Annotated in this window: 21 protein-coding genes and 1 tRNA gene; 11 read left to right on the top strand and 11 right to left on the bottom strand. The window is 40.4% G+C overall.

The window, feature by feature from the left end; all coding sequences use genetic code 11:
* Nucleotides 1–12 precede the first annotated feature (12 nt).
* The gene (hrpB, locus tag HRT55_RS07040) at nt 13–2,619 is read right to left on the bottom strand and encodes an ATP-dependent helicase HrpB (RefSeq protein ID WP_291619916.1); all 2,607 of its coding nucleotides are present in this window, start codon (nt 2,617–2,619) and stop codon (nt 13–15) included.
* Nucleotides 2,620–2,677: 58 nt separating this feature from the next.
* Here hrpB and HRT55_RS07035 point away from each other — a divergent pair, with 58 nt between their 5' ends.
* From HRT55_RS07035 to panC, 10 genes are all read left to right on the top strand, one after another.
* Complete coding sequence (locus HRT55_RS07035; RefSeq protein WP_291613323.1) at nt 2,678–3,163, top strand: acyl-CoA thioesterase; 486 nt, start codon at nt 2,678–2,680, stop codon at nt 3,161–3,163.
* Between the two features lie 177 nt (nt 3,164–3,340).
* Entirely contained in the window at nt 3,341–3,784 is a 444-nt protein-coding gene (locus HRT55_RS07030) for a hypothetical protein (protein ID WP_291619914.1), read from the top strand.
* 326 nt (nt 3,785–4,110) lie between these two features.
* Nucleotides 4,111–4,824 (top strand): DNA/RNA nuclease SfsA, encoded by a 714-nt coding sequence (gene sfsA, locus HRT55_RS07025; protein WP_291619913.1) that lies wholly within the window; start codon nt 4,111–4,113, stop codon nt 4,822–4,824.
* A 273-nt stretch (nt 4,825–5,097) separates the two neighbouring features.
* A complete protein-coding gene (gene dksA, locus HRT55_RS07020; protein WP_291619912.1) occupies nt 5,098–5,544 on the top strand; it encodes an RNA polymerase-binding protein DksA in 447 nt (148 codons plus the stop codon).
* Nucleotides 5,545–5,586: 42 nt separating this feature from the next.
* A complete protein-coding gene (gene gluQRS / locus HRT55_RS07015; RefSeq protein WP_291619911.1) occupies nt 5,587–6,534 on the top strand; it encodes a tRNA glutamyl-Q(34) synthetase GluQRS in 948 nt (315 codons plus the stop codon).
* 108 nt (nt 6,535–6,642) lie between these two features.
* Nucleotides 6,643–7,335 carry an SDR family oxidoreductase gene (locus HRT55_RS07010; RefSeq protein ID WP_291619910.1) on the top strand — a complete coding sequence of 231 codons (693 nt, stop codon included), beginning with the start codon at nt 6,643–6,645 and terminating at the stop codon, nt 7,333–7,335.
* 214 nt (nt 7,336–7,549) lie between these two features.
* On the top strand, nt 7,550–9,022 hold the full coding sequence (pcnB, locus tag HRT55_RS07005) for a polynucleotide adenylyltransferase PcnB (RefSeq protein ID WP_291619909.1): 1,473 nt from the start codon (nt 7,550–7,552) through the stop codon (nt 9,020–9,022).
* A 13-nt stretch (nt 9,023–9,035) separates the two neighbouring features.
* Nucleotides 9,036–9,524, top strand: coding sequence for a 2-amino-4-hydroxy-6-hydroxymethyldihydropteridine diphosphokinase (gene folK / locus HRT55_RS07000; RefSeq protein ID WP_291619908.1), 489 nt, complete (start codon nt 9,036–9,038; stop codon nt 9,522–9,524).
* A 137-nt stretch (nt 9,525–9,661) separates the two neighbouring features.
* On the top strand, nt 9,662–10,456 hold the full coding sequence (gene panB, locus HRT55_RS06995; protein WP_291619907.1) for a 3-methyl-2-oxobutanoate hydroxymethyltransferase: 795 nt from the start codon (nt 9,662–9,664) through the stop codon (nt 10,454–10,456).
* Nucleotides 10,457–10,524: 68 nt separating this feature from the next.
* Nucleotides 10,525–11,391 carry a pantoate--beta-alanine ligase gene (gene panC, locus HRT55_RS06990; RefSeq protein ID WP_291619906.1) on the top strand — a complete coding sequence of 289 codons (867 nt, stop codon included), beginning with the start codon at nt 10,525–10,527 and terminating at the stop codon, nt 11,389–11,391.
* Between the two features lie 362 nt (nt 11,392–11,753).
* Here panC and HRT55_RS06985 read toward each other — a convergent pair whose 3' ends face one another.
* The 4 genes from HRT55_RS06985 to upp form a co-directional block, all read right to left on the bottom strand.
* A complete protein-coding gene (locus HRT55_RS06985) occupies nt 11,754–12,704 on the bottom strand; it encodes an urea transporter (protein WP_291619905.1) in 951 nt (316 codons plus the stop codon).
* 132 nt (nt 12,705–12,836) lie between these two features.
* Nucleotides 12,837–13,277: a YtoQ family protein gene (locus HRT55_RS06980; RefSeq protein WP_291619904.1), complete on the bottom strand. Its 441-nt coding sequence runs from the start codon at nt 13,275–13,277 to the stop codon at nt 12,837–12,839.
* A gap of 150 nt (nt 13,278–13,427) precedes the next feature.
* Nucleotides 13,428–14,702 (bottom strand): uracil-xanthine permease family protein, encoded by a 1,275-nt coding sequence (locus HRT55_RS06975; RefSeq protein WP_291619903.1) that lies wholly within the window; start codon nt 14,700–14,702, stop codon nt 13,428–13,430.
* An 85-nt stretch (nt 14,703–14,787) separates the two neighbouring features.
* The gene (gene upp, locus HRT55_RS06970; RefSeq protein WP_291619902.1) at nt 14,788–15,414 is read right to left on the bottom strand and encodes a uracil phosphoribosyltransferase; all 627 of its coding nucleotides are present in this window, start codon (nt 15,412–15,414) and stop codon (nt 14,788–14,790) included.
* A gap of 393 nt (nt 15,415–15,807) precedes the next feature.
* Between upp and HRT55_RS06965 the strand changes: the two genes are divergently transcribed.
* Complete coding sequence (locus HRT55_RS06965; RefSeq protein ID WP_291619901.1) at nt 15,808–17,487, top strand: chitinase; 1,680 nt, start codon at nt 15,808–15,810, stop codon at nt 17,485–17,487.
* A 157-nt stretch (nt 17,488–17,644) separates the two neighbouring features.
* Here HRT55_RS06965 and HRT55_RS06960 read toward each other — a convergent pair whose 3' ends face one another.
* From HRT55_RS06960 to dnaG, 6 genes are all read right to left on the bottom strand, one after another.
* On the bottom strand, nt 17,645–17,794 hold the full coding sequence (locus tag HRT55_RS06960; RefSeq protein ID WP_291619900.1) for a hypothetical protein: 150 nt from the start codon (nt 17,792–17,794) through the stop codon (nt 17,645–17,647).
* A gap of 102 nt (nt 17,795–17,896) precedes the next feature.
* The gene (locus HRT55_RS06955) at nt 17,897–19,585 is read right to left on the bottom strand and encodes an alkaline phosphatase (RefSeq protein ID WP_291620450.1); all 1,689 of its coding nucleotides are present in this window, start codon (nt 19,583–19,585) and stop codon (nt 17,897–17,899) included.
* 349 nt (nt 19,586–19,934) lie between these two features.
* Nucleotides 19,935–20,011: transfer RNA gene (locus tag HRT55_RS06950), tRNA-Ile, on the bottom strand.
* Between the two features lie 177 nt (nt 20,012–20,188).
* On the bottom strand, nt 20,189–20,806 hold the full coding sequence (locus tag HRT55_RS06945) for an outer membrane beta-barrel protein (protein ID WP_291619899.1): 618 nt from the start codon (nt 20,804–20,806) through the stop codon (nt 20,189–20,191).
* Nucleotides 20,807–20,903: 97 nt separating this feature from the next.
* Nucleotides 20,904–22,742, bottom strand: a complete 1,839-nt coding sequence (gene rpoD / locus HRT55_RS06940) for an RNA polymerase sigma factor RpoD (protein ID WP_291613359.1) — start codon at nt 22,740–22,742, stop codon at nt 20,904–20,906.
* Nucleotides 22,743–22,952: 210 nt separating this feature from the next.
* On the bottom strand, nt 22,953–24,710 hold the full coding sequence (gene dnaG / locus HRT55_RS06935; protein ID WP_291619898.1) for a DNA primase: 1,758 nt from the start codon (nt 24,708–24,710) through the stop codon (nt 22,953–22,955).
* Nucleotides 24,711–24,745: the final 35 nt, after the last annotated feature.

The raw sequence follows: 24,745 nt of genomic DNA, 5'->3' as shown, positions 1-24,745 counted from the left end.
TAGCTAACTTGATTATTCTTTTATATGGCGTTTAGTTTTATTGGTTGCCTTGGCATTGGCAGGATCATCTGGCCAATAGTGCCTAGGATAACGGCTTTTCATGTCTTTTTGCACTGCTTGATAACTGCCCGACCAAAATTTAACTAAATCTTGTGTTACTTGAATAGGTCGTTGTGCAGGAGAAAGTAACTCTAGTAACAAAGGAACTCCCTGCTTTTGTTCATTTATCCCTACTAAAACACCAATATTGGGCGTTTGTGTTAAGCCATATAGCTCCTGCATAGGCAGTGAAACTTTTGGCGAACGCTCTAAATCATAGCTAATGGGACAGTGGCGTCCAGTGGGTCCAATATAAACAGTTGGCGCCGCTTGCTTTAATATCTTTTGCTCTTGGTAGTTGAGTAAAGATAACAACATTTGTGACAAGTCTAGCTTAGCTAGCTGTGCTTTGGACTTTATATCGCCAACAAAAGGAGCAAACCAAATTGCTAGCTCGGCCAATAGACTATTATCATCGATAGCCGCTAAATTATATTCTGGAAAGTAGTTATTTAACCATTGCCAACGTGACTTTAATGCTAAATCTTTGCTCTGCCATGGTAGAAAGCTCAAACCTTTTTTTCTGACCAGCTGACACCACATTTCACTAATGGCTTCAGTCGTGATCCCTTGCTTTAAAGGCTTTTCTGTTAGCACTATTGCCCCTAATGATGTTTGCTGGCGCGTTATTATCCTACCGCTCTTATTATCAAATTTGGCTATATCTTGCTGTTTGATTTGCTCTGCAAAAACTTCGGTAATTTCTACCAAGCTCAGTTGGCTAGCTAAACGTACATGCAACTGATTATCACGCTGACTGGCTTGAGCTATAACAATAAAGCTCTCTGTGGCTAAAGCGTCTTGCTCATGCACTGATGCCCCTTTACCATTCACACAAATATAATCGCCATGGCTGCTGCGGGCCATGGCAACTCTTTCAGGGTACGCATAAGCCAGCAGTAGACCCGCTTTTGATAATTCCAATGAGTTTGTGCTAAAACGCAAGTTCATATGTTGGGCAAGTCGATTGGCTTGTTGTATAACCCGTGTTAACAATGGATTTTTATGACTGTTAACTTTAATAAGCAATTGTAATCGATGATTTAAATCACAATCGAATTTCGCCTGCTCGCCCTTAAAAACATCACGTTCTTCGAGTAATGCCGCAATTAAACAAGCCAATAGACTTGCTTGCTCACCATGATTCCCTGCCATTAAGATCATATGAGCGAAACGTGGATGACAAGGTAGATTTGCTACTTTTTCGCCATGTTTGGTCAGTAGGCATTTGCCATCGACAATAGCTAAGCTTTGTAACTCTTGCCAAGCTTGGCTCTCTTTAGTTTTACTCGGTAGCTCTAATAAGGGTAATTCTTTTAATGCAGATACGCCCCAACGCGCCGCTTCAATAAGAGTTGGTAATAAGTCTGCTTGTTGAATATCATTAACACTATGTTGCGGCCTGCGCTCAAAATCATCTTTGCCATATAAGCGGATACAATGCCCAGGCATTAATCGCCCGGCACGCCCAGCTCTTTGTATAGCCGAAGCTTTCGCTATCTGCTTTTGCATCAGCTTATTCATTAAACTAGCACTATCATAAATAGCCACTTTTTCTAGGCCGCAATCAATAACCAGATCAATGCCATCAATCGTTAGTGAAGTTTCCGCGATGTTAGTGGCTAAAACAATTTTCCGCTGACCATCTGCACAGGGCGCTATCGCTTGTTGCTGTTCTTTTAAGCTTTGCTCACCAAATAAAGGGCAAACCTTGGCCCCTCCGCTTTGTTGAGTGCTTAAACGCTCAACTAAAAAACGAATATCTGCGACGCCAGGTAAAAAAACTAATATTGACCCCATATGGTTAAACATTTTATCTTTGATAACCGCCAACGCATGATCACGCCAACGCAGGTGACTTTTAGGCGCTTGGTAACTCACTTCAACAGGAAAGCTTCGCCCTTCACTGCTCAGTAGCTGTGCATCAGGTAAAGCCTTACTTAAATACTCAGTGTCTAGGGTCGCAGACATCAGCAGTATTTTTAAATCATCGCGCAACTCTGTTTGTACTTCACGGGTAAGGGCAAAAGCTAAATCCCCTTGTAAACTGCGCTCATGAAATTCATCGAAAACGACTAACGCTGTACCCGATAACTCGGCATCTTTTTGAATGATCTGGGTTAATATCCCTTCTGTGATCACTTCAAGGCGAGTACTTTTAGAGGTTTTACTATCATTACGCAATCGATAACCAACGGTTAAACCGACGTTTTCATCGAGTTGCTTTGCTAAAAAAGTGGCGATATTTTTAACCGCTAAACGTCTAGGTTGCAGCAAATATATTTTTTTATCAGCCAAGCTTGGCAAGGTTAATAACCATAAAGGTAAACAGGTTGACTTACCTGCCCCAGGGGGGGCCGATAATATAAGCGTATTTTGCTCACCAAGGGCTTGGCAAAATTGTTTTTTAATTGCTTCTATGGGTAAAGAAGTAGTCACAGCCATCGATAAAATAAACTTATGAATAAAATGACCTTTATCATAACAATTATTACTTGCTGGGTATAATTCGATAAGCAATTGATTTTGTCTATAATAAAACTATCTTTTACCAACAGCTTTTCAAGGTAACTCTGCGATGAAAAAAACTCTCGATAACATGATTGAATTTTGTTTTTTAGCTGAACCAACCGATGTGAACTTTGGCGGTAAAGTGCACGGCGGTATGGTGATGAAGTGGATTGATCAAGCATCTTATGCTTGTGCAGCAAAATGGAGTAAGCGGTACAGCGTCACCGTTTCTGCCAACGGCATACGCTTTATTCGTCCGATATTGGTGGGTCAAATGATCACAGTCACCGCACAAATAGTACACACTGGTCGCAGTAGCATGCACATTTATGTGGTGGTTAGAGCTTGTGACCCTAAAGAGCAAAGCTATGTGGTTACCAATCGCTGCTTTATCACCTTTATGGCTACAGATGAGAGCGGTTATCCGGTCAAAGTAAATAAATTTGAACCCAAAAATGAAGAAGAAAAAAAATTAGAACAGGTAGCCATGCATGCTAAGGAATTTGCCATTAAATTAGACCAAGATTTTGAAGAACAACTTGGTTGGAAATAAATAAATAGCAATAACTTAGCGTAATCCCTTTTTCTTCCATACATTATTTAAGCCTTAAAAACACCTAATTAAACTTGCAAAAAAAATTATTTATGCTTACTTGGCAAGTTATTTAAAGGCTGTTATTAATAAACGTTCCCCCTTTAATTAATTAGCACTAATCACAGAGGAAATGACATGGAATACTCAGCACATGGACGTTATGTTATTGAACAGCAAGATAATATTTTGTTGGTTGATGCACAAGGGCCTTTTAATGAGGTGACAGCCGAGCAATACCACCATGATATAAAAATACTCACCGAGAAAATGACTGGTGAGCCCTGGGGTTCTTTAATCACCTTTCGTGGCAATAGTGTTTTTACCCCTGAAGCCGAACAGCAATTACGGGAAACCGCGCAATATCGTCAAAAAAGGGGCATGATTGCTATAGCGGTCGTTATTCTAAATAGTGCTTATGCCGATATGCAGCAAATGCAATTACAACGTATTTACCACGATTGCAAAATTGACTTTCATGTCTTTAGCGATAGCGATAGTGCGAGCAATTGGCTCAATGACTTTATTGAGCAAGCAAACTTATTAAACAATAAACAACAAAAAAAATCCCGAGTGAATTAAAATTACTTTACCAATAAAACTTCGTTATGATGGGCGAAACAATCGTAATACCAATTGAATTAATGAATGCACCACTTAGCGAGAATTAAAAGGCTTAGAGGCAAGGCATTGATTGAAGAGAATGGTTATTCCCTTGTCAAAATCAATAACGCCGCATGTAGGCCTTTTAAACTCGCCCTTCGGGAACTCAGTAGCAAACTGATAACATCGCAAAATGAATGAAATATAGAATAACTATGTTTAACTCATTTTGTTTGTTTTAAGCTCTCTACTGAAGCTCTAAGTTGGTCGATTCATTATTTCAATTGGTATGAGCTCATTTTAATATGTTACTCCAAGTACAAGCCGCCAAATTAATTAAGCGTTATAAACGTTTTTTAGCCGATATCGAACTTACCAATGGTGAAGAAACCACCATACATTGTGCCAATACCGGGGCGATGAAAGGTTGTGCTGAGCCTGCAGATACCGTTTGGTATAGCACTTCAACGAATGTTAAACGAAAATACCCTTTCAGCTGGGAAATCACCCAAAGCCAAGATGATCATTTTATTTGCGTCAACACCTTACGTGCCAACCAATTAGTCGAAGAAGCTTTGCACAAAGGTTTAATTGCTGAACTCAGCGGCTTTAATTTATTACAACGAGAAGTAAAATACGGCAATGAAAATAGTAGAGTAGATTTTTTGGCCTCTTACTATGATGCTCCAGATACCTATATTGAAGTAAAATCAGTGACCTTATTAGAAAGTGGCCACGGTTATTTCCCCGATGCTGTTACCACACGCGGTCAAAAACATTTGCGTGAATTAGTGGATATGGTAGAACAGGGGCATAGAGCCGTTTTATTATTTGCTGTCTTACATAGTGGTATTAATGACGTTGCTGCCGCCAGCCATGTTGACCCTACTTATGCCAAGTTACTCAAAGAAGCCAAACATGCTGGTGTTGAAATAATCGCCTATAAAGCAGACTTTTCGCTCAAACGAGGTGAACTTAATATGAGTTTATCTGAAAAAATTCCATTTATTGAACGATAATGATTGACTAGTCATAGTAAAACTTGCTAAAAAAGCTTGCTCAAAATTTTTAAATATCAGTACAAAAATTATCATCGCCATTAACTAGTTGATAAAGTTAGACAAAAATATTTATTTTAGCTAATTTGTTGATTTTTATCATGAGCGACACAATATAGTCCTGATTCATCGGGTCATATATAAAATATTGGCACTTACAACAGAGGCGTTGTACCACATAAAACGTGGTATATTAATAAATCGTCTTGGTCTATGTAGCATTGGGAGAAAAGCATGCCAACAAAGAAACACAAGCCATTAGGTATTCTTGCTTTAGCGGGCGTTGCGCCATATCAAGAAAAAGCTGGCGAAGAGTACATGGAAGCACCTCAACAAGAGCATTTTAAGAAAATTTTAGATGCTTGGCGCTCACAATTACGTGAAGAAGTTGATCGTACCGTATCGCATATGCAAGACGAAGCAGCTAACTTTCCAGATCCTGTGGATAGAGCAGCTCAAGAAGAAGAGTTCAGTCTTGAATTACGTACACGAGACCGTGAGCGTAAACTGATCAAGAAAATTGAGAAAACCTTACAGTTCATTGAAGATGACGATTTTGGTTTTTGTAACTCTTGCGGTATAGAGATTGGCATTCGTCGTTTAGAAGCCCGTCCTACTGCCGATCTTTGTATTGAATGTAAAACGTTAGCTGAAATTAAAGAACGTCAAATGGCGGGCTAATTTTTTAGTTAACCTAAACTAGCTTTAGTTAGCAATAGTTCAATGCAAAACATGCATAATATGCGACCACGGGAGCCTAATAAGGCTCTTCAATATCGTGGTCGCTTTGCTCCATCCCCTTCTGGTTTACTCCACTTTGGTTCCCTTATCGCTGCTCTAGCGAGTTTTCTTGATGCAAAAGCCTTTGTTAATGCTAATGGTGAGCAAGGAAAGTGGCTACTTCGCCTAGAAGATATTGATCCTCCTCGTGAACAACAAGGCGCTAGCTCAGCAATATTAACGACACTTGCCGCTTTTGGCTTGCATTGGGATGAAACTGAACTTTACCAAAGCCAGCAGAGTCAATATTATCGTGAGATATTGTCTAGCCTAACACAGCAAAAACTAAGCTATTACTGCCAATGTACACGTGGCAAAATCAAGGCTATCGGTGGCATATATCAAGGACATTGCCGCAGCGCAAATCATCAAGCATCTGGGTGCGCCATTAGACTTGTTAACCAATACGGTTTACATAAATTTAATGATATATTTCAGGGTGAAGTCGTGTGCGATCAAGCCTTAGCAGATGAGGATTTTATTATTCACCGTAAAGACGGCTTATTTGCCTATCAGCTTGCTGTAGTTGCCGATGATATTGCCCAAAATATCTCCCACGTAGTTAGAGGCTGTGACTTACTTGAACCCACTGCCAGACAACTAACGCTCTATCAAACCTTAAACGCTAGTTTTTTACCCTGTACCACGCCGAAATACGGTCATATCCCCTTAGCTGTATGTAATGATGGTTATAAACTGAGTAAACAAAATAAAGCGCCAGCTATCGATAATGATAAACCGCAACCAGCACTTATTGCCGCACTAGCATTCTTGGGACAATCACCTGAGCCTGAGTTAGCAGGTGCGAGCGTTGCAGAAATAATTCAATGGGCAATTAAAAGTTGGCAACGAAGCCGTGTACCCAATAAGGTTGAGATAAACATTGATTAACTCCCTGACCTCTTTAACTACTTAAAAATAAGTTACTGAAAACTAGGCGTTTGAGCACTACTGGCACTAAGCTACGACAAACTAAATTCATAAATAAAAGGAAATGTTATGTCTACCAACACAGCAAAAACTATTGTAATTACAGGCGCTAATCGTGGTATCGGTTATGCCATGGCTAAAATTTGTCAACAACGTGGCGATAGCGTTTATGCACTGTGTCGTCACAGCTCTGCACAATTAGATGCCCTTGGCGTCAATGTGGTAGCGCAGGTTGATATTGCCACACAAGCAGGTATCGATACTGCTGTCTCAGCTCTTAGTAGTATTAACATTGATTTATTGATCAACAATGCCGGTATTTTACGTGATGAGCAACTAAGCGACCTAAATCAAGAGACTATTATCGAGCAATTTAATGTTAATGCCCTAGCACCACTATGCTTGAGCCACGCTTTACTCGGTAATTTATCTGCGGGTAGCAAAATAGGCTTAATCACCTCAAGAATGGGCTCCATCACCGACAATACTTCTGGTGGCAGATACGGTTATCGCATGTCAAAAGCAGCACTAAATATTGCCGCGGTTTCATTAGCAAGAGACCTTAGTGCAGAAAATATCGCTGTTGGTATTTATCACCCAGGTTACGTGCAAACTGAGATGGTCAATAGCGATGGCGTGTTAAACAATGGTGATATCAGCGCCGATGTCGCAGCACAGCGATTAATCGCTCTAATGGACAACTTAACCATGGCCGATTCAGGCGTATTTAAGCACTCTAATGGTGAAACATTACCTTGGTAGCAATACCAAGTTGGATAATGACTGAGCGCTTAATACCTCAGTCATTATCCAACTTTAGATTAGATTAGAGAAAGAAAAGCGTGCTGTCATAGTCGCGTTTCTCTCTCTGCCACACTTTAGCTGCTTTTTCATGCTATTTACCCTCTCTGTTATTCTCTTTTGCCCTGCACTGTTATATCATTGCGCCACTATTTTATGTCTGTCTTAAAGGCCTGTGACTATCAAAAGCGTTATAAATTTATGCAAAAGAGTTTTCTCTAGAAAAACGAGTAAAACTATCGCAAAAACGACCCCTAAAAAGAACGCAAAAAAAAGCGCCAGTAACAAAACTAATATTGCTACTGCATCTTTTGATAATCCCTTAGTTTTCTCCCGAGATCAGCACCCTGTTTCCCGTCAATTATTAAGCCCAAGTGCACTGAAAGTTTTATACCGCTTAAATAAAAGTGGCTTTGATGCTTATCTTGTTGGTGGTGGTGTTCGTGATATTTTATTAGGCTTAGAGCCGAAAGATTTTGATATTGCTACTAACGCGACACCTGATGAAATTAAAGAATTATTTAGAAATTGTCGCTTAATTGGCCGACGTTTTCGTTTAGCTCATATTGTTTTTGGTCGCGAAATTATTGAGGTTGCCACTTTTAGGGGCCACCATGATAATGCTTCTGAAGAAGATAAAAGTTGCAAGAAAACCTCTAAGCAAAGTGAAGATGGCATGTTATTGCGTGACAACATCTACGGTAGCATTGAAGAAGATGCTGAGCGTAGAGATTTCACTATCAATGCGCTCTATTACTCTACCAAAGACTTTAAAGTGTATGATTTTGCCAATGGCGTGCAAGATGTAAAAGATAAAGTTATCCGCTTAATTGGCGATCCTGAAACTCGTTACCGTGAAGATCCGGTACGTATGTTACGGGCGATTCGCTTTGCCACTAAGCTCGATATGCAAATATGTGATGAAACTAAAGCTCCGATTAAAGAGCTTTCTTCGTTAATGGCCAATATTCCTGCCGCTCGTTTGTTTGAAGAATTCTTGAAAATGTTTATTGCCGGTAAAGCGGTGGCTAACTTTGAACAATTGCGTAGTTATAACTTGTTTGGTTATTTCTTCCCAGCCGTTGAGCAAGCACTTAACCAAGCACCAGAAGAACAAGGTTTTTTGCTGCCTTTCATTAGATTGGCCATGGAAAATACTGACAAACGCATCAATAACGATCAAAGGGTAACGCCAGCATTTTTATTTGCTGCCTTGCTTTGGTACCCATTACAAAAGCATATTCAGCGAATTAAAGTAACCACACAACTTACTCCGCAAGATGTATTCTTTGCCGCCTTGAATGAAATAATGCCAGAGCAGCAACGCAGTATTGCCATTCCTAAACGTTTTCAAGCCGTTATTAAGGATATTTGGATCCTGCAAGAAAAATTAGCTCGACGCGAAGGTAAGCGAGCTTTTAAGACATTCGAACACCTTAAATTTAGAGCCGGTTACGACTTCTTGTTATTACGTGCACAAATTGAAGGCACAACTGAGCTTGTTGAGTTAGCACAGTGGTGGACAGACTTTCAAGAAGTGACAAATGACGCCCGTCTTCAAATGATTAAAGGCGTTAAGTCACCTCTAGGCCCTAAACGTAAAGCGCCAAGAAGACGCCGTAAGCCCAACAGCAAACCTACTGAATAGTGATAACAAGCTGATGCCAACCACCACTATTGTTTATATCGGACTAGGTAGCAATTTATCAAAGCCAAGGCTACAGGTAACAAATGCCGCTAAAGAAATAGCCAATATTGACAAAACTAAGGTCTGTGCATTATCTTCTCTGTATTTGAGTAAACCTATGGGTCCTCAAGATCAAGATGACTATATCAACGCGGTAATTTCCATAGAAACTAGCTTATCAGCGCTGGCATTGTTAGACGCCTTACAAGCAATAGAAAATACCGCAGGTAGAGTGCGAAAAGATAATCGCTGGGGCGCACGAATTCTCGATTGTGATATTTTATTATATGGTAATGAGTCTATCGACAATGCCCGCTTAACTGTACCTCACTATGGTATGAAGCTGCGTGAATTTGTCTTGTTACCACTGGCAGAGATTGCGAGTAATTTGTATTTACCAGACGACACCTCAGTCAACGCTCTTGCCAATGAGATCAATAGCAATGGCATAGTAAAATTATAATATTGCAATAATAACTATTTAAATAATAAATAGTGGAATCTTAGATATTAGCAATACAATCCTTAGCACTATAATAATTAGAACTAACCGCTTATAGCAAACAGCTTAATAAGCTAATTAACAAATTCGGAAATATCATGGCTAAAATATCCACCGCAAGCTTGCTAAAAATGAAACAACAAGGCGAAAAGATATCAACAATCACCGCCTATGATGCCAGTTTTGCCAAACTATTTGATCAAGCAGGTATACACGCCATTTTAATTGGTGACTCTCTAGGCATGGTTTTACAAGGGGAAGACAGCACACTACCTGTCTCTATTGAAGACATGGCCTATCATACCCGTTGTGTTAAACGTGGGGTTGAAGAGACCCTTGTTATTGCCGATATGCCTTTTATGAGTTATGCCACCCAAGAGCAAGCACTGACCAATGCTGCAGTATTAATGCAAGCCGGTGCTAGCATGGTTAAGATGGAAGGTGGTGCTTGGCTTAATGACACTATTTCAGCTTTAGTTGAACGCGGTATTCCGGTTTGCGCTCATTTAGGTTTAACACCACAATCCGTTAATATTTTTGGCGGCTTTAAGGTGCAAGGCCGTGAAAATGATAAAGCAGAGCAAATGATTGCCGATGCCAAAGCATTAGAAGCTGCTGGCGCGCAATTGTTAGTGCTTGAATGTATTCCAGCAAGCTTAGGTGAAGCCATCACTAAAGCGCTGACTATCCCAACGATTGGTATAGGCGCAGGTAAAGATACGGATGGCCAAATTTTAGTAATGCACGATGCCTTAGGCATTGCCTGTAATTATATGCCGAAGTTTTCGCGTAACTTCTTAAAAGACACCGGTGACATTAAACAAGCAGTAGAGCTTTATATCAGTGAAGTGAGTCAAGGTAACTTCCCTGGTGATGAGCATATTTTTAAGTAACAATTAAGTTCTAGCAATAAACTACTAATAATAAATAACTATTAATAAAGTAACGACAAGATAAATTTATGAAAACAGTCAGTCAAATAAGTGAATTACGTGCGCAAGTAAAAGCATGGCGTCAACAAGGTTTAACCATAGCTTTTGTCCCTACTATGGGTAACTTGCATGCGGGTCATATTTCGTTAGTGGCTGAAGCCCATAAACATGCTGATAAAATTGTCGCCAGTATTTTTGTCAACCCAATGCAGTTTGGCGCCAATGAAGATATTGCTAGTTACCCACGTACTATGGATGACGATCAACAAAAATTAACTGACGCAGGTACCGATTTATTATTTACACCAACATCTGACATCATTTACCCCAAAGGACTGTCTAAACAAAGCTTTGTTGAAGTGCCAAACGTTTCGGAAGGATATTGTGGCGAAAGTCGTCCTGGCCATTTTCGCGGTGTTGCCACAGTAGTATGTAAACTATTCAACCTAGTTCAACCTGATGTCGCTTGTTTTGGTTTAAAAGATTACCAGCAAGTTCAAGTGATTCAAACCATGGTTGAAGACTTATCGATGCCAATCACCATAGTACCTGTAGTAACTAGCAGAGAAGAAAATGGCTTAGCGTTAAGTTCTCGTAATGGTTATTTAACGCCAGAAGAAATAGCGATTGCGCCGGCCCTACATAAAAATTTAACATGGTTAGCCGAACAAATTAGTTCAGGCTTTGCTCAACAAGAAAGTATCGATTTTATCGGCTTAGCAAAACAAGCTGCCAAGGCAATAAATCACGCCGGTTTACATACTGACTACTTGCATATTTGCCACGCAAAAACATTACAACCAGCCAGTGAAGATGACACTGAGTTAGTGATTTTAGCGGCAGCACATTGCGGTAAAGCGCGTTTGATTGATAACTTGCAACTGAACTTAGCTTAAATTAGCTCAGCTTAATTTTATTTAGTTAAGCTGATTCTAGCTAGCTTAGCTAGGCTATATTGCTAACTTTACTGACTTTACTGACTTTACTGACTTTACTTACCAAAGTAATCGCGCGGCTACCCTTCCCGCAGTACGGTTTTAATACTTCTTTCCCCGCAAGACTAAACCAAATAACAATAACCACAGCATCGAGCCAGCACTCGTTTGCTGCTCATCTACGGTGTTAATCTCCTCTTCTACAGGCACAGTTGCAATAGTAGCTTCGGGGGTTGAAACTGGCTCTTTAACCGACTCTGTTACCGGCTCTGGTGGAGAAACAACCTCAGGAGTAATGTTTCGCAGTATGGCAAAGACTTAGCTTAAGCTGGTTTGGCATTGCTTTTATTAACATAACTAGTTTGTATTTTTACTAAGGCTATGACCAGTAAAGTGGTTATAACAAAAGGCGCGGTTAGTGCTGGTATGTTTGCCAACTCGAATGCCCGAGTAAGTAAAACAGCAAATACAATAGCAACCAAGATCAACCACTGCTTATTTGGATAGCGACCCACCAGTGCGATAGCGACCAGACAACTATTAAAACCATACAGTCCCATCATAACTTTCTCTTGAGGAAAGCTAAAGCCAATAGCAATCAACATACCTGCTGCCGAACCGATAAACGCCCAAACGGCCGACTTTCGACAATTAACAAATAATGCACAGAGAAAAAACACACCGGAGAGCCAGTATTCTTGCAACATTACTTGGCCGACACCGCGCATACTCGCTTTAAAATAGCCAACAACTATCGCGAAATTCATGCCAGCGTCATAGTCCATATCAGGAGCACTGCTAACTACACCGTCAACTACATTGCCAACTACACCGCTAACTACAGTGGTCAATTCAGCATAATTAATAAATTGCAATATCAACCAAGTAGTTAGAATAAAGGGCGTGGTAAAAGCTGGAATCCTTGCCATTTTAGAAATCATAAAATGCATTACCGCCGTTGAAAAAGCGCCGCCAACAATAACAACAAATAGAGAGATAAAACTAAGCGGTAGAAAATACAAGACTGCTACACCCACAAGTGCCGCATTAAAACCATAGAGGCCTTGTCGCACAGCGTTGACATCATAATATCGACATAATCTAGCTACAGCGAAAGCTGATATTATTGCCAATATGCTGCCCAGCAACATAGTAGGAGAGTTTAAAGCAATACCGAGCAGGAATAACAAGCCAGTGATAGCGTTGCCTTGCAACATAACTTGGCCATAGCTACGCAAAAAACTTTTATAAAAATGCTTAAAAGAGAATTTCATCAATATTATTTGGTCTTGTTCGCTACTATAAAAGCGGCAATGCTTAGCAGGAAAACTATGGAATTTGGCTGGATTACAGGTCTATAAATTTATTAGCCACTAAGAAATAGTGGCTAATACTTTTGCTACTTGCTACTTGCTACTAATGTATTTTAACGTTTCTATCACTTGTTCAACATTAGTCGCCCAAGCTTGAGCCGTGGCATCAACTTCTTTTAGCGGGTGAATAATATCTTCACTATGTAAAGTAATATAAGGCTTATTCAGTGCAGCACAATAACCAGCATCAAAAGCAGCATTCCATTGCTTGTACTTATCACCAAAACGAATAACCGCAATATCACATCGCTCAATCAAAGTTTTGGTTTTCATAGCATTCACTTTAGCTGATTTATGATCGCGCCAAAACTGTTGCTCTTCAGCACCAAGGTGATCACCAGCACCGTCACTAGTTTCATGATGGGTGACGGCAGAAGTAAAGCTGATATCTAAATCACTCTCTTGGCAACCTTGAATAATTTTATCGCGCCAATCAGTATGAATTTCACCGGAAAGATAAACTTCTAATTTCATAACAATGCTCTCTATTTCAGACTTACAACTTTATATTGCACAATGGTACACCAATAATCAGCCGCTCAATAAATTAATCCAATGAAATCCAATTTCACTATGTGAAATATAACAAAGCCACTTTGAGGATTATAAGCCAGCTATGCTTAGCTAACCCTCTTCGCTTTGCTTTTCTTCAAGCTTAGTTTGTGGCAGAAAGGCATTTAATGCGATTGCCACTAAACCACATAAGCTAATACCTGTTAGGCTAAAATCAGCATTTCCAATAGTCATACCACCGATACCAAAGACTAGCGTAGTTGAAACGATTACTAAGTTACGCTGATCAGCAAGGTCTACTTGAGCTTTGACAATTATGTTCATACCAACGCCGGCTATTGAACCAAAAAGCAAAATCAGTATACCGCCCATAACTGGCGAAGGAATAGTTTGCAAGGCAATGCCAAACTTAGCAACGAATGCTAAGCCAATAGCGAAAGCGGCGGCCCAAAGCATAATGCGAGGATTGAACATCTTAGTGAGCATTACTGCCCCAGTAACTTCTGAATAGGTAGTATTGGGTGGTCCACCAAACAGCGAAGATAAAGAAGTGGCTAGACCATCACCTAATAGTGTTCGGTGTAAGCCCGGATTTTTGGTGTAATCTTTACCGGTAACACTACCAATAGCTAAAATATCACCGACATGTTCAATTGCAGGTGCAATAGCTATCGGTAACATAAATAGAATCGCCGCTAGATTAAACTCAGGTGTTATAAAGTTAGGAATGGCAAACCACTCACTATTAGCAACAGCTTCAGTACTCACCATGCCCATAACTGATGCCATCATATAACCGACAATTACACCGGCCATAATTGGAATTAAGCGAAAAATTCCCTTACCTAAGGTCGCAACTAATACCGTGGTAAGTAAAGCTGACATTGAAACGATTAAAGAGTCCACATATGGGAAAAGTTCCGCAGCACCGTCACCCGTTTTACCCATAGCCATATTCACCGCAATTGGCGCAAGACTCAGTCCGATAACCATAATGATTGGCCCGGTTACTACAGGAGGCATTAGCTTATGTAAAAATCCAGCACCACGAACGGCAACGATACCGGCGATAAGTACATAGACTAAACCGGTAACGAATAGAGAACCCATAGCTGCGGCAACACCCCAAGTTTGCACTGAATAGGCAATTGGCGCGATAAACACAAAGGAAGAAGCCAAAAATATAGGCACTTGCTGTTTGGTAATGAATTGGAATAAAAGCGTGCCTATACCTGCCGTAAATAAGGCTACGCTTGGATCTAGTCCGGTGATTAATGGCATCAATACCAATGCACCGAAGGCGACAAACAGCATTTGTAAACCAGCAAGGGCGTTTCGCCAAGCAGGTTGATTAAAGCTACTTTGATTTAAAGAAGATTCCGACATAATACTTACTCTGTAGTGATTTTGTTCAATATAAATAAGAAATAGTTTTAATAGCTGCTACTTACTTATATTGAATTTATTAGCTTTATTTAGTACCAAATATTTTATCGCCGGCATCACCAAGTCCAGGAATGATATAACCATTCTCGTTTAAGTGGTCATCAATTGAGGCGGTATAAATATCTACATCTGGGTGAGCACTTTGTACTTTGGCAATACCTTCTGGCGCAGCAACTAATATCAGCGCACGAATGTCAGTACAGCCGGCTTTCTTTAATATGTCGATGGTCGCATTCATAGAACCGCCAGTAGCCAGCATAGGATCGATGATCAAGGCCATACGTTGATCGATATCACCGGTTAATTTTTCGAAATAAGTCACTGGCTCTAACGTTTCTTCATCGCGGTAAAGACCGACAACACTAATTTTTGCACTTGGCATTAGCTCTAATACGCCATCTAACATGCCAATACCGGCGCGTAAAATAGGGACTACCGTGGCTTTTTTACCAACGAGACGTTGACCTGTTAACTCACCATCCCAGCCTTCCATTTGAAAGTCTTCAAGCTCAAGATCTTTAGTCGCTTCATAAGTTAATAAGCTACCTACTTCAGCAGACAATTGACGAAAGTCCCGTGTGCTCATGTCCTTGGCGCGCATTAGGCTAATTTTGTGTTGTACTAGTGGGTGTTTGATTTCAAATACTGACATGCTTGATGATCCAATGAAGAAAGTTGACCTATTCTCACATATATTGGCAAGATGTTAGAGGGATTTTAGCTATATTTATCTATATGCTCAGTAGTTGAATAAACACCATATTAACTAGCGCTATGAAAAAGCGTATTTGAAAAGTAAAAGCTGATATCTCACAATTATTTAGCTTCAGAAACCAGTATGGCTGGCTAGATAATCGCAAAAAACAGCATTAATTTTTTAATTAATTGCAACTAGACAAATTAATACAAGATAGGTCTGACCTCTACTTAATATCCTCAAACTCACTTGACAACGCTGTCATTTAGTATAAATATCAAGCTGATTTATTACAAAAACGTTAACTAACAGTTAAAAAACAATATCACAATAATAATAGGCTAACTGATGAATACTAAAAACTTGATAAAACCAGCCATAATCGCTGCGCTATGCACCTCACTATCGATAAATGCTACCCAGCCGCAGGCAGATCCCGACAACCCAAACGGCTACATACTTGCTAAGACAGATATATTAGCAAGTGAACAAGCAAAAACACAAAACCCAATGTATGAAACATGGTCTAAAGCGTTAAGAACTCAAAGTAATACTATTGTTAATGCTATTACACCTAACTCATCGGCCAACCCTGAAAATGTAAGGCGAGCAGAAAGAGTATTTGGTCAGCATGAATGGAATTTTTTAACCGCTATGGCTGCACCAGAATACACTTATACTCGATTTCTCAAGGCTATAGGAAAATTCCCTGCTTTTTGTGGCGACTATAGCGATAACCGCGATGCCGATGCTATCTGTCAAAAATCGATTGTTACCGCTTTTGCTCACTTTGCTCAAGAAACTGGCGGCCATATATCACCAGATAATACCTCTGATAATCCCGCACAATTAGCAGAGTGGCGACAAGCGCTAGTGCATGTACGTGAAATGGGTTGGTCTGAAGGCGAAAAAGGTTATACCACAGGTTGTGGACAAGACGATTGGCAAAACAGACGTTGGCCATGTGCTGTAGATCAAGGCTATTTTGGCCGGGGTGCAAAGCAGTTATCTTATCACTTCAACTATGGCGCCTTTTCAGAAGTCATGTTTGATGGCGACGCCACCGTTTTACTTAACGACCCAGCACAGGTTGCTGACTCTTGGTTAAACTTAGCATCCGCTGTATGGTTTTTCTTAACACCACAAGCACCAAAGCCAGCAATGCTGCACGTTATTGACCGAACTTGGCAACCATCAGCAACCGAATTAGCAGCCGGTATTGGTTATGGCTTTGGTACTACGATTAATATTATTAATGGTGGCATAGAATGTGGCGCGCAGAATAAAGACAAGGGACAACCCGTTAACCGTATTAGTTATTGGCAGGGATTATCTGATCACTATCAAATAATTAAACAAGCGGATGAAGAGAATACTTGTTGGCAACAAACCCCTTTCGGTAGCCTGAATTTAAGCAATGCCGAAGATGTACTTTACACCAATTGGGAAGGTGACTGGCAATATTACGCTGATCGACCGGGTGGTTTCTCATTTGAATGTAAATTAGTGGGTTATCAAACGGCATATTCAGCACTTGTTACAGGTGATTATGAAAAGTGTGTGACGAATTTCTATCAGTCACATGTTAACTGGCCAACTGTGCGTATAGTTGATCAAATAACTGATCCCGTTGAGCCACCAACAAATGACACTGAATGGACTGCTAACAAAGTATATGTGGCAAATACGCTAGTTACTTATTTAGAGCAGCAATATAAAGCTAAGTGGTGGACCCAAGGAGACAAACCTTCAGATGGCGGACCATGGTCGATAGTTTCAGCTACTCCACCAACAGTTCCGCCGACAGAACCTGTTCCGCCAACTATTCCACCGACTGAGCCAGTGCCACCTATTGAGCCGCCAACTGAACCAGTTCCGCCGACAGAACCACCAACAGGCATAGCGCAATGGGATGTAACTACCGTATATTATGGTGGTGACCAAGCAAGCTATAACAATATCGTTTATACCGCTAAATGGTGGACCAAAGGCAGTAAACCTGACACCAGCAATGAATGGAAACAATAAGGCTGTTAATAAGACCGCCGAGCAAGGATATAATTTAAGGTGCCCGGCTTAAGCTAAATTATCTTTAGCCTTTATTATTGCTAATAGAGGCTAAGGTAATTTTTGTCACTTGCTAGAAGAAGCAATTAAAATGGGAAAGAGCACTTAATTTCAGTAATTAATATTCAACACATGCCCGGCTATGTTCAAAGTTTTTCCCTGTATGATTATCTTCACCACATAAAAAGGCACTGCATACACAACTGGAAATACAATGATAATACTGAGTATCTAGCAAGCCGATTTTTCGTTTTCTTACCACTGTCATAATAAAAAACCTCTCAACTAAGATTATTTCACCTTAGTTGAGAGGTTCTGATTTAGTAATTAACAGTGAGTGTCCTTGTTAATTTTTTAACCGAGCTATAAATTACGGCTCGATTAGCGCTGCCATCATTTTTTTAGCTAGGTCGACGTGATGTTGCATGGTCGAGAATTGCTTAATCACCCCCATTGGTCCAAAAGCATAAACAGGAACAGGAGCAGCAGTATGAGTGCCAGTCCCCCAAACTACATTTTGATCAGCGGCTAGGGTGCGGCCAATTAAATTGCCATGAAGCTCATCACCATAAACGTAGAATTCTTTAAAATCGACGATTTTAGGGAATTCGCTGGCATCTAGGTATTTGTGACCTGGCACCTGATATTCATTAACTTCACGCTGAGGTATTTGCTCAGCTTGCTCTGTGGTGACCTTAATCGCGCTATATTGATTGATGACATCTGCCCATTCTTGACCGGTGGTGCCGTTAAAGTCCCAGTTTGAATCAACAGTATTCATCATGTTATAAAAAGTGCCGCTTTGAGCATACAATTTATCGAGTGTTGCCAGTGGGCCAAAGTTAAAGTTAGGTTTATATTCTCGACCTTGCATACCATCACCATCAAGGAATTTTCCTTCCGGTAAATTTTTGCGCGAGTAACTTAAGCCAAAGCTGCCGGTTTCATGATCGGCGGTAACAATAACCAAAGTATCTTCACGGTCTTTAACCCAGTCGTAAACGGCTTGCACCGCTTGATCGAATTTGATTAACTCATGCAGCATGGTGCCGGCGTCATTAGAATGTCCTGCCCAGTCAATTTGACCGCCTTCAATCATGAGAAAGAAACCATCGGGATCTTGGCTCAACACATCAAGTGCTTTCATCGTCATGTCACGTAGTGACGGTTCGACACAGCTATTGTCTTTGCTACAGGCGGTATATGCAATACCATCGGCCATGCCTGAGTTAGCAAACAATCCTAATATTTTATTGCCATCGAGGGCGGCGAGTTGTTGCTTGGTGAAAGCTAAATCGTAACCATGATCGGCTTTGGCTTCTAGGATTAGGTTGCGATCATCCTTACGTTTCGATTTACCGAAACTGGTAGTCGGCATTCCTAGGTCTTTCATTAATGCTTGGTCGGCGAGGTCTGTTTTAATATCTGAAGGTAAAAATACTCGCGCGCCGCCAGAGAGTAAAACATCGACATTACCTGACTCAATCAATTGCTCGGCAATCGAAGTTTCTAATGATCGATGCGGCTGGTGGGCTGCGAATGCTGCGGGAGTCGCATGGGTAATACGGGTATCAGAAACTAATCCGGTTGCCTTACCTTTGGCTTTAGCCATTTCGAGGATGGTTTCGACGATATTACCGTTGATATCAAGCCCAATCATTTCTGAACCGGCAGCCACACCGGTGGCGAGTTGAGTAGCTGAACAGGCAGAATCTACAACTAGGCTGCCGCTATCACCATGGGGTGCGTTGAGCGATAACCCCATCAAACCAGCATTAGCAAATTTTGACAAAGCAGTTTGATTACCCATACTGTTATATATTGAATTTGGGGCGCGGCGCGCATATTCTTCGAGCAAACCAACTTGCTGTGCGCCCATGCCATCACCAATCATTAATATCACGTTTTTAACCTGAGTAACCACCACAGGTGGCACTTCTTTAATGACTTCGACCTCTTTGATTACTTCGACTTCTTTGATTACTTCAACAGTATCTTCACTACAGCCACCCAAAAGAGTTGCTGCAACAGCAAGTGCTAAAATTGTTTTTTTGCTCATCATAATCTCTTGTAAACGATAAAAATTAAGCAGTAGCTTAGAGCGTGAAGATGACAATAATATGGCAGAAATGTTGCAAATTAAAGTTGGCTAATTATTATAGCCAATCGTTCAATTTTAATATTAGAGAGCTGACGATAGTCAAAGTAAATAGAACCAAAGGCGTTGAAGATACACTGACTAGATAGAGAGTGGAATGTGGTTTGCCTTAAATGATTGTCGGTAGAATTTTAGTTTGCTGATAGGCTGTCGCATAAATTAATCATGGCGAGCATAGTTATTGGAGATTAGCCTAAAGACGGCCAGAAGAAATATGGTGGTAATTATTTACAAGAATATATTATGAAAATGGTGGGCCTTCCCAGACTTGAACTGGGGACCTGCCGATTATGAGTCGGATGCTCTAACCAACTGAGCTAAAGGCCCATTTTCACATATTTGGCCTGATGTTTTCTAATGCGTTTATCAGTTTAATCAAATGAGTAAACCAGTAAAGCGCGTGCAGTATAAGCATTTTTTATTTTGTTGTCACCTACAGAATTTTAAAAAGTCACCTTTTTTTACTGACCGCTTATTTCTTAGGCAAATATGCATAATTTAGCCCTAAAAACGATAGGTTAAGCCGACACTCACTTCAGTTTGAAACCAAATATCGCTAGAAATGTATATTGCACAATTTGCTTCATCACAAAATACCGCACTATCAGAATTAAAGAATGTTCCGTATACACGACTATCTAACCTTAAACTAAGACGCTCACTTAATTCAATTTTACTGGCTAAACCAACATTCATCGAAAAGCGTGTTTCACTACTGAGTTGCGCATCTTTAGGGTCTAGATGAGTAAAACCAAAACCACCGGTAACATAAAAAGGAATAGGTCCTTCAGAAATAGGAACATTACCACCTATGTGGGCATAGGTAATACCAAGGCCGCTGTTGCTAGCTGAAAAGTCATCCGAATGGGAAAAGTTAGTACTGTAATGGCTTATTAATAGCTCACCTTGACGTTTTCGATCAAAAGACCAAGCTGTTAACAAACCATAACTGGTTGCTTCATTTAACTCGATGCGATTATGCACCTTATCTTTACTGGTATCAAAATCACCACCAAAGCGGTAACCAATCAACGGGGTTATCTCAACGTTTAGTGCTTGTTTTGCCATTGAAGGCAAAGCGGTGAAGGCAAGTGCGCAAGCGAGTACAACAATAACGCGCATAGAAGTTCCTTATCTTAGAAAGTAAAAAGAGTAAGCTAGGATTACTAACTTACTCTTTTTTATGTCTATTTAAAATAGAATTTTAGCTATTTACGATTTACTCACCATCTAAGAAGCTTTTCAGCTGCTCTGAACGAGAAGGGTGACGTAACTTGCGTAAAGCTTTAGCTTCAATTTGACGAATACGTTCACGTGTTACATCAAATTGCTTACCTACTTCTTCCAAAGTATGGTCAGTGTTCATATCGATACCAAAGCGCATTCTAAGTACTTTAGCTTCACGGGCCGTTAAGCCAGCAAGTACTTCGTGTGTAGCACCTTTAAGATTTTCTGAGGTAGCTGAGTCAACCGGAAGTTCACCACTACCATCTTCAATAAAGTCACCTAAGTGTGAATCTTCATCATCACCAATAGGAGTTTCCATTGAAATAGGCTCTTTAGCTATTTTCAATACTTTACGAATTTTGTCTTCAGGCATTACCATGCGTTCAGCAAGTTCTTCTGGCGTAGGTTCACGTCCCATTTCTTGTAGCATTTGACGAGAAACACGGTTTAGCTTGTTAATGGTTTCAATCATATGCACTGGAATACGAATGGTACGCGCTTGGTCAGCAATAGAACGGGTAATTGCTTGGCGAATCCACCACGTTGCATAAGTTGAGAACTTATAACCACGACGGTATTCAAACTTATCAACCGCTTTCATCAAGCCGATGTTACCTTCCTGGATTAAATCAAGGAATTGTAAACCACGGTTGGTGTATTTTTTAGCAATTGAGATAACTAAACGTAAGTTTGCCTCTACCATTTCTTTCTTGGCACGACGTGCTTTTGCTTCACCAATTGACATACGACGGTTAATGTCTTTAATGCCGTGAATATTTAGGTGCGTTTCTTCTTCAATTAAGTTTAACTTGTAGATACAACGTTCAACATCAAGTTCAACATCAAGAAGCTTAGTTGAGTATGGCTTACCCGCTGCTTTTTCTGCTTCAAACCATTCTTTTGAGGTTTCATTACCTGGGAATAATTTGATAAAGGTTGTTTTAGGCATACTCGCACCAACAACACAGTGTTTCATGATCAAACGTTCTTGAACACGTAATCTGTCCATCATGCTGCGCATGTTTTTAACTAACTTATCAAATAACTTAGGGATCAAACGGAATTCTTTAAAGACTTCAGCTACGGCATCGATAGCTTCTTGAGCATCGTTATGACCACGACCCTTCGTCTCTATTATTTTATTTGCTTTCTCATACGCTTCGCGTAAAGCAGTAAACTTCTCACGTGCTAATTCAGGGCAAGGACCAGTATCTTCTTCTTCCTCGTCCTCTTCTTCTTGCTTTGACTTATCTTCATCAGCAAGATCTGCTTTTGACAGTTCACTACCTACGTGTGTAGCTGCGGGAGCAACTTCTTCTTCCGCATCAGGGTCTAAAAAGCCAGTGATGATATCAGTTAAGCGAAGTTCTTCCGCTTCAAAGTTATCCCACATGTCTAATAAGAAGTTTATCGCTGGTGGATATTCTGAAACACTACGCTGAACTTCTCTGATGCCTTCTTCTATACGCTTAGCGATAACAATTTCGCCTTTACGGGTAAGAAGTTCAACGGTACCCATTTCACGCATATACATACGGACAGGGTCTGTTGTACGACCAATTTCACTTTCAACGGTAGCCAGTGCTTGAGCTGCAGCTTCGGCTGCATCTTCATCAGTGTTGCCTTCACTCATCATCAAGGTATCTTGATCTGGTGCATTTTCAAACACTTGAATGCCCATATCATTAATCATACTAACGATATCTTCAACTTGATCAGAATCGATAATGTCTTGTGGAAGATGATCATTAACTTGCGCAAACGTTAAATAACCTTGTTCTTTACCTTTGGTTATCAGCTCTTTAAGTCTAGATTTAGGGGCTTGTTCCATTGACGAGTGTCCACCTGTATTATATAAATATGGGATGTAAAATATGCGCATAAAACATTAGCAAATGCTAATAAAAGGCGCAATAAAGCCGGAAATTATAACGAATTTTTCAGACAGTTACCAGCGAATATCCTGTCTTAATCGCTTGGTGAAATTTCAAGCCAATATTGTGGCTCTAATCTCATTATTGCTTGCTAAGTATAGTCAAAACTAAGAGTTAAGTATTGCTTGTAACTCTTGTTTTTCCTCAGCAGTTATTTGTCCAGCACGGGCTTTTTGTAATAATACTTCTCTCCGCTGCTCAACAAAGTTATTCAATAGCGCCTCAATATTATCAAGAAAAACATCTGTCGCTGCATCAGCTTCAACGTGATGTTGCCAACACATCAACTTAGCTAATTGTTTGCCTTGCTCAGTTCCTCGAAAATATTCAAGTAATTGTGCTGACTTAATATCAGGGTTTTGCTGACATACGCCTAACACTTGCATTAACAAAGGTATTCCTGGAGCAGTTAAAGGCTGCAATACACTTATTTCACCTAAGCTACTTGCTATATGGGGATGCTCTAACAATAAAGCAAGTGCTAACCTCACGGGGGTGACTTTTGTTCTGGCTTTAAGCGCCGGCCTTGCCACTTCACCTTTTATATTTTTAGTGAACTTTGCTAGAAATTGCTCACTACCGGTACCAAAGTTGTTCGCTATTTCATTAAGCATGGCATCTTTTAAAATGCTTTCTGGCAGCTTAGCTAAAAAGGGTTGAAATGATTCAACTAAAGCTGCACGCCCTTCAAGAGAGCTCATATCAACTTGCTGCATTAATTGTTCAAATAAGAATTTTGATAACGGCATTGCGCTATCAAGGATATCTTCAAAAGCTTGCTGCCCTTGTGCCCTAATCAATGAATCAGGGTCCTCACCATCGGGTAGAAAAACAAATTTTAACGAAAAACCATCGCGAATAAGTGGCAAAGCATTTTCCATAGCCCGCCATGCAGCATCGCGCCCTGCTCTATCACCATCGTAGCAACAAACCACATTAGGAACAGTGCGAAATAATGTTTGTAACTGCTCAAATGTCGTCGCGGTACCTAATGAAGCAACGGCATAGTCGACGCCATGTTGAGCTAAAGCGACTACATCCATATAGCCTTCAACCACAACCAGTCGCTTAAGTTGTTTATTGGCTTGTTTGGCTTCATGTAAGCCATAAAGCTCTTGACCTTTATGATAAATACGCGTTTCAGGTGAGTTTAAGTATTTGGGTTTTGCATCACCTAATACTCGGCCGCCAAATCCTATAACTCGGCCGCGCTTATCGCTAATAGGAAACATAATACGACCACGAAAGCGATCATAAGGTCGCTTTTTATCTCCCGCAATCGCCATACCTAAATCAATCAATTGCTGATTAGCTTGGCCATTGCGTGAGAATGAATTCATCATACCGTCCCAAGCATCACTGATGTAGCCAATGCCAAAGCGTTTAACGACTTCGCCACTTAAACCACGACCTTTTAAGTAATCAATAGCCGTTTCTTTGTCGCTAGCCACTTTTAATTGCTGCTGAAAGAAACTACTAATTTTCGCCATTAACTCATAGTCATCTTGTTTTTGCTGATAAACTTGTTGCTGTCGGCGTTGCTCTGCTGGGCTAGCTGTATTTTCCTCTCGGATAACTTCCATACCACAATGGGAAGCAAGCTCTTCTACTGCATCGACAAAATCAAGTCGATCAAACTCCATTAAAAAAGAGATGGCATTACCGTGTTCACCACAACCAAAGCAATGATAAAACTGCTTATCTTGGCTAACGGTAAAAGAAGGTGATTTTTCATTATGAAATGGGCAGCACGCTTGATGATTTTTACCGGCCTTTTTTAACGGCACTCGACTATCTACCAGCTCAACAATATCTGCTCGGCTTAATAAATCATCAATAAATTGTCGGGAAATGCGTCCAGCCATAATATTAGAAAATCTTCAGTAAAGGGAAAAGTACC

The sequence above is a fragment of the Colwellia sp. genome, from assembly GCF_013214175.1.
GTDB lineage: Bacteria > Pseudomonadota > Gammaproteobacteria > Enterobacterales > Alteromonadaceae > Colwellia.
The sequence above is the reverse complement of the archived record's forward strand: the minus strand, read 5'-3'. Positions and strand labels throughout refer to the sequence as shown.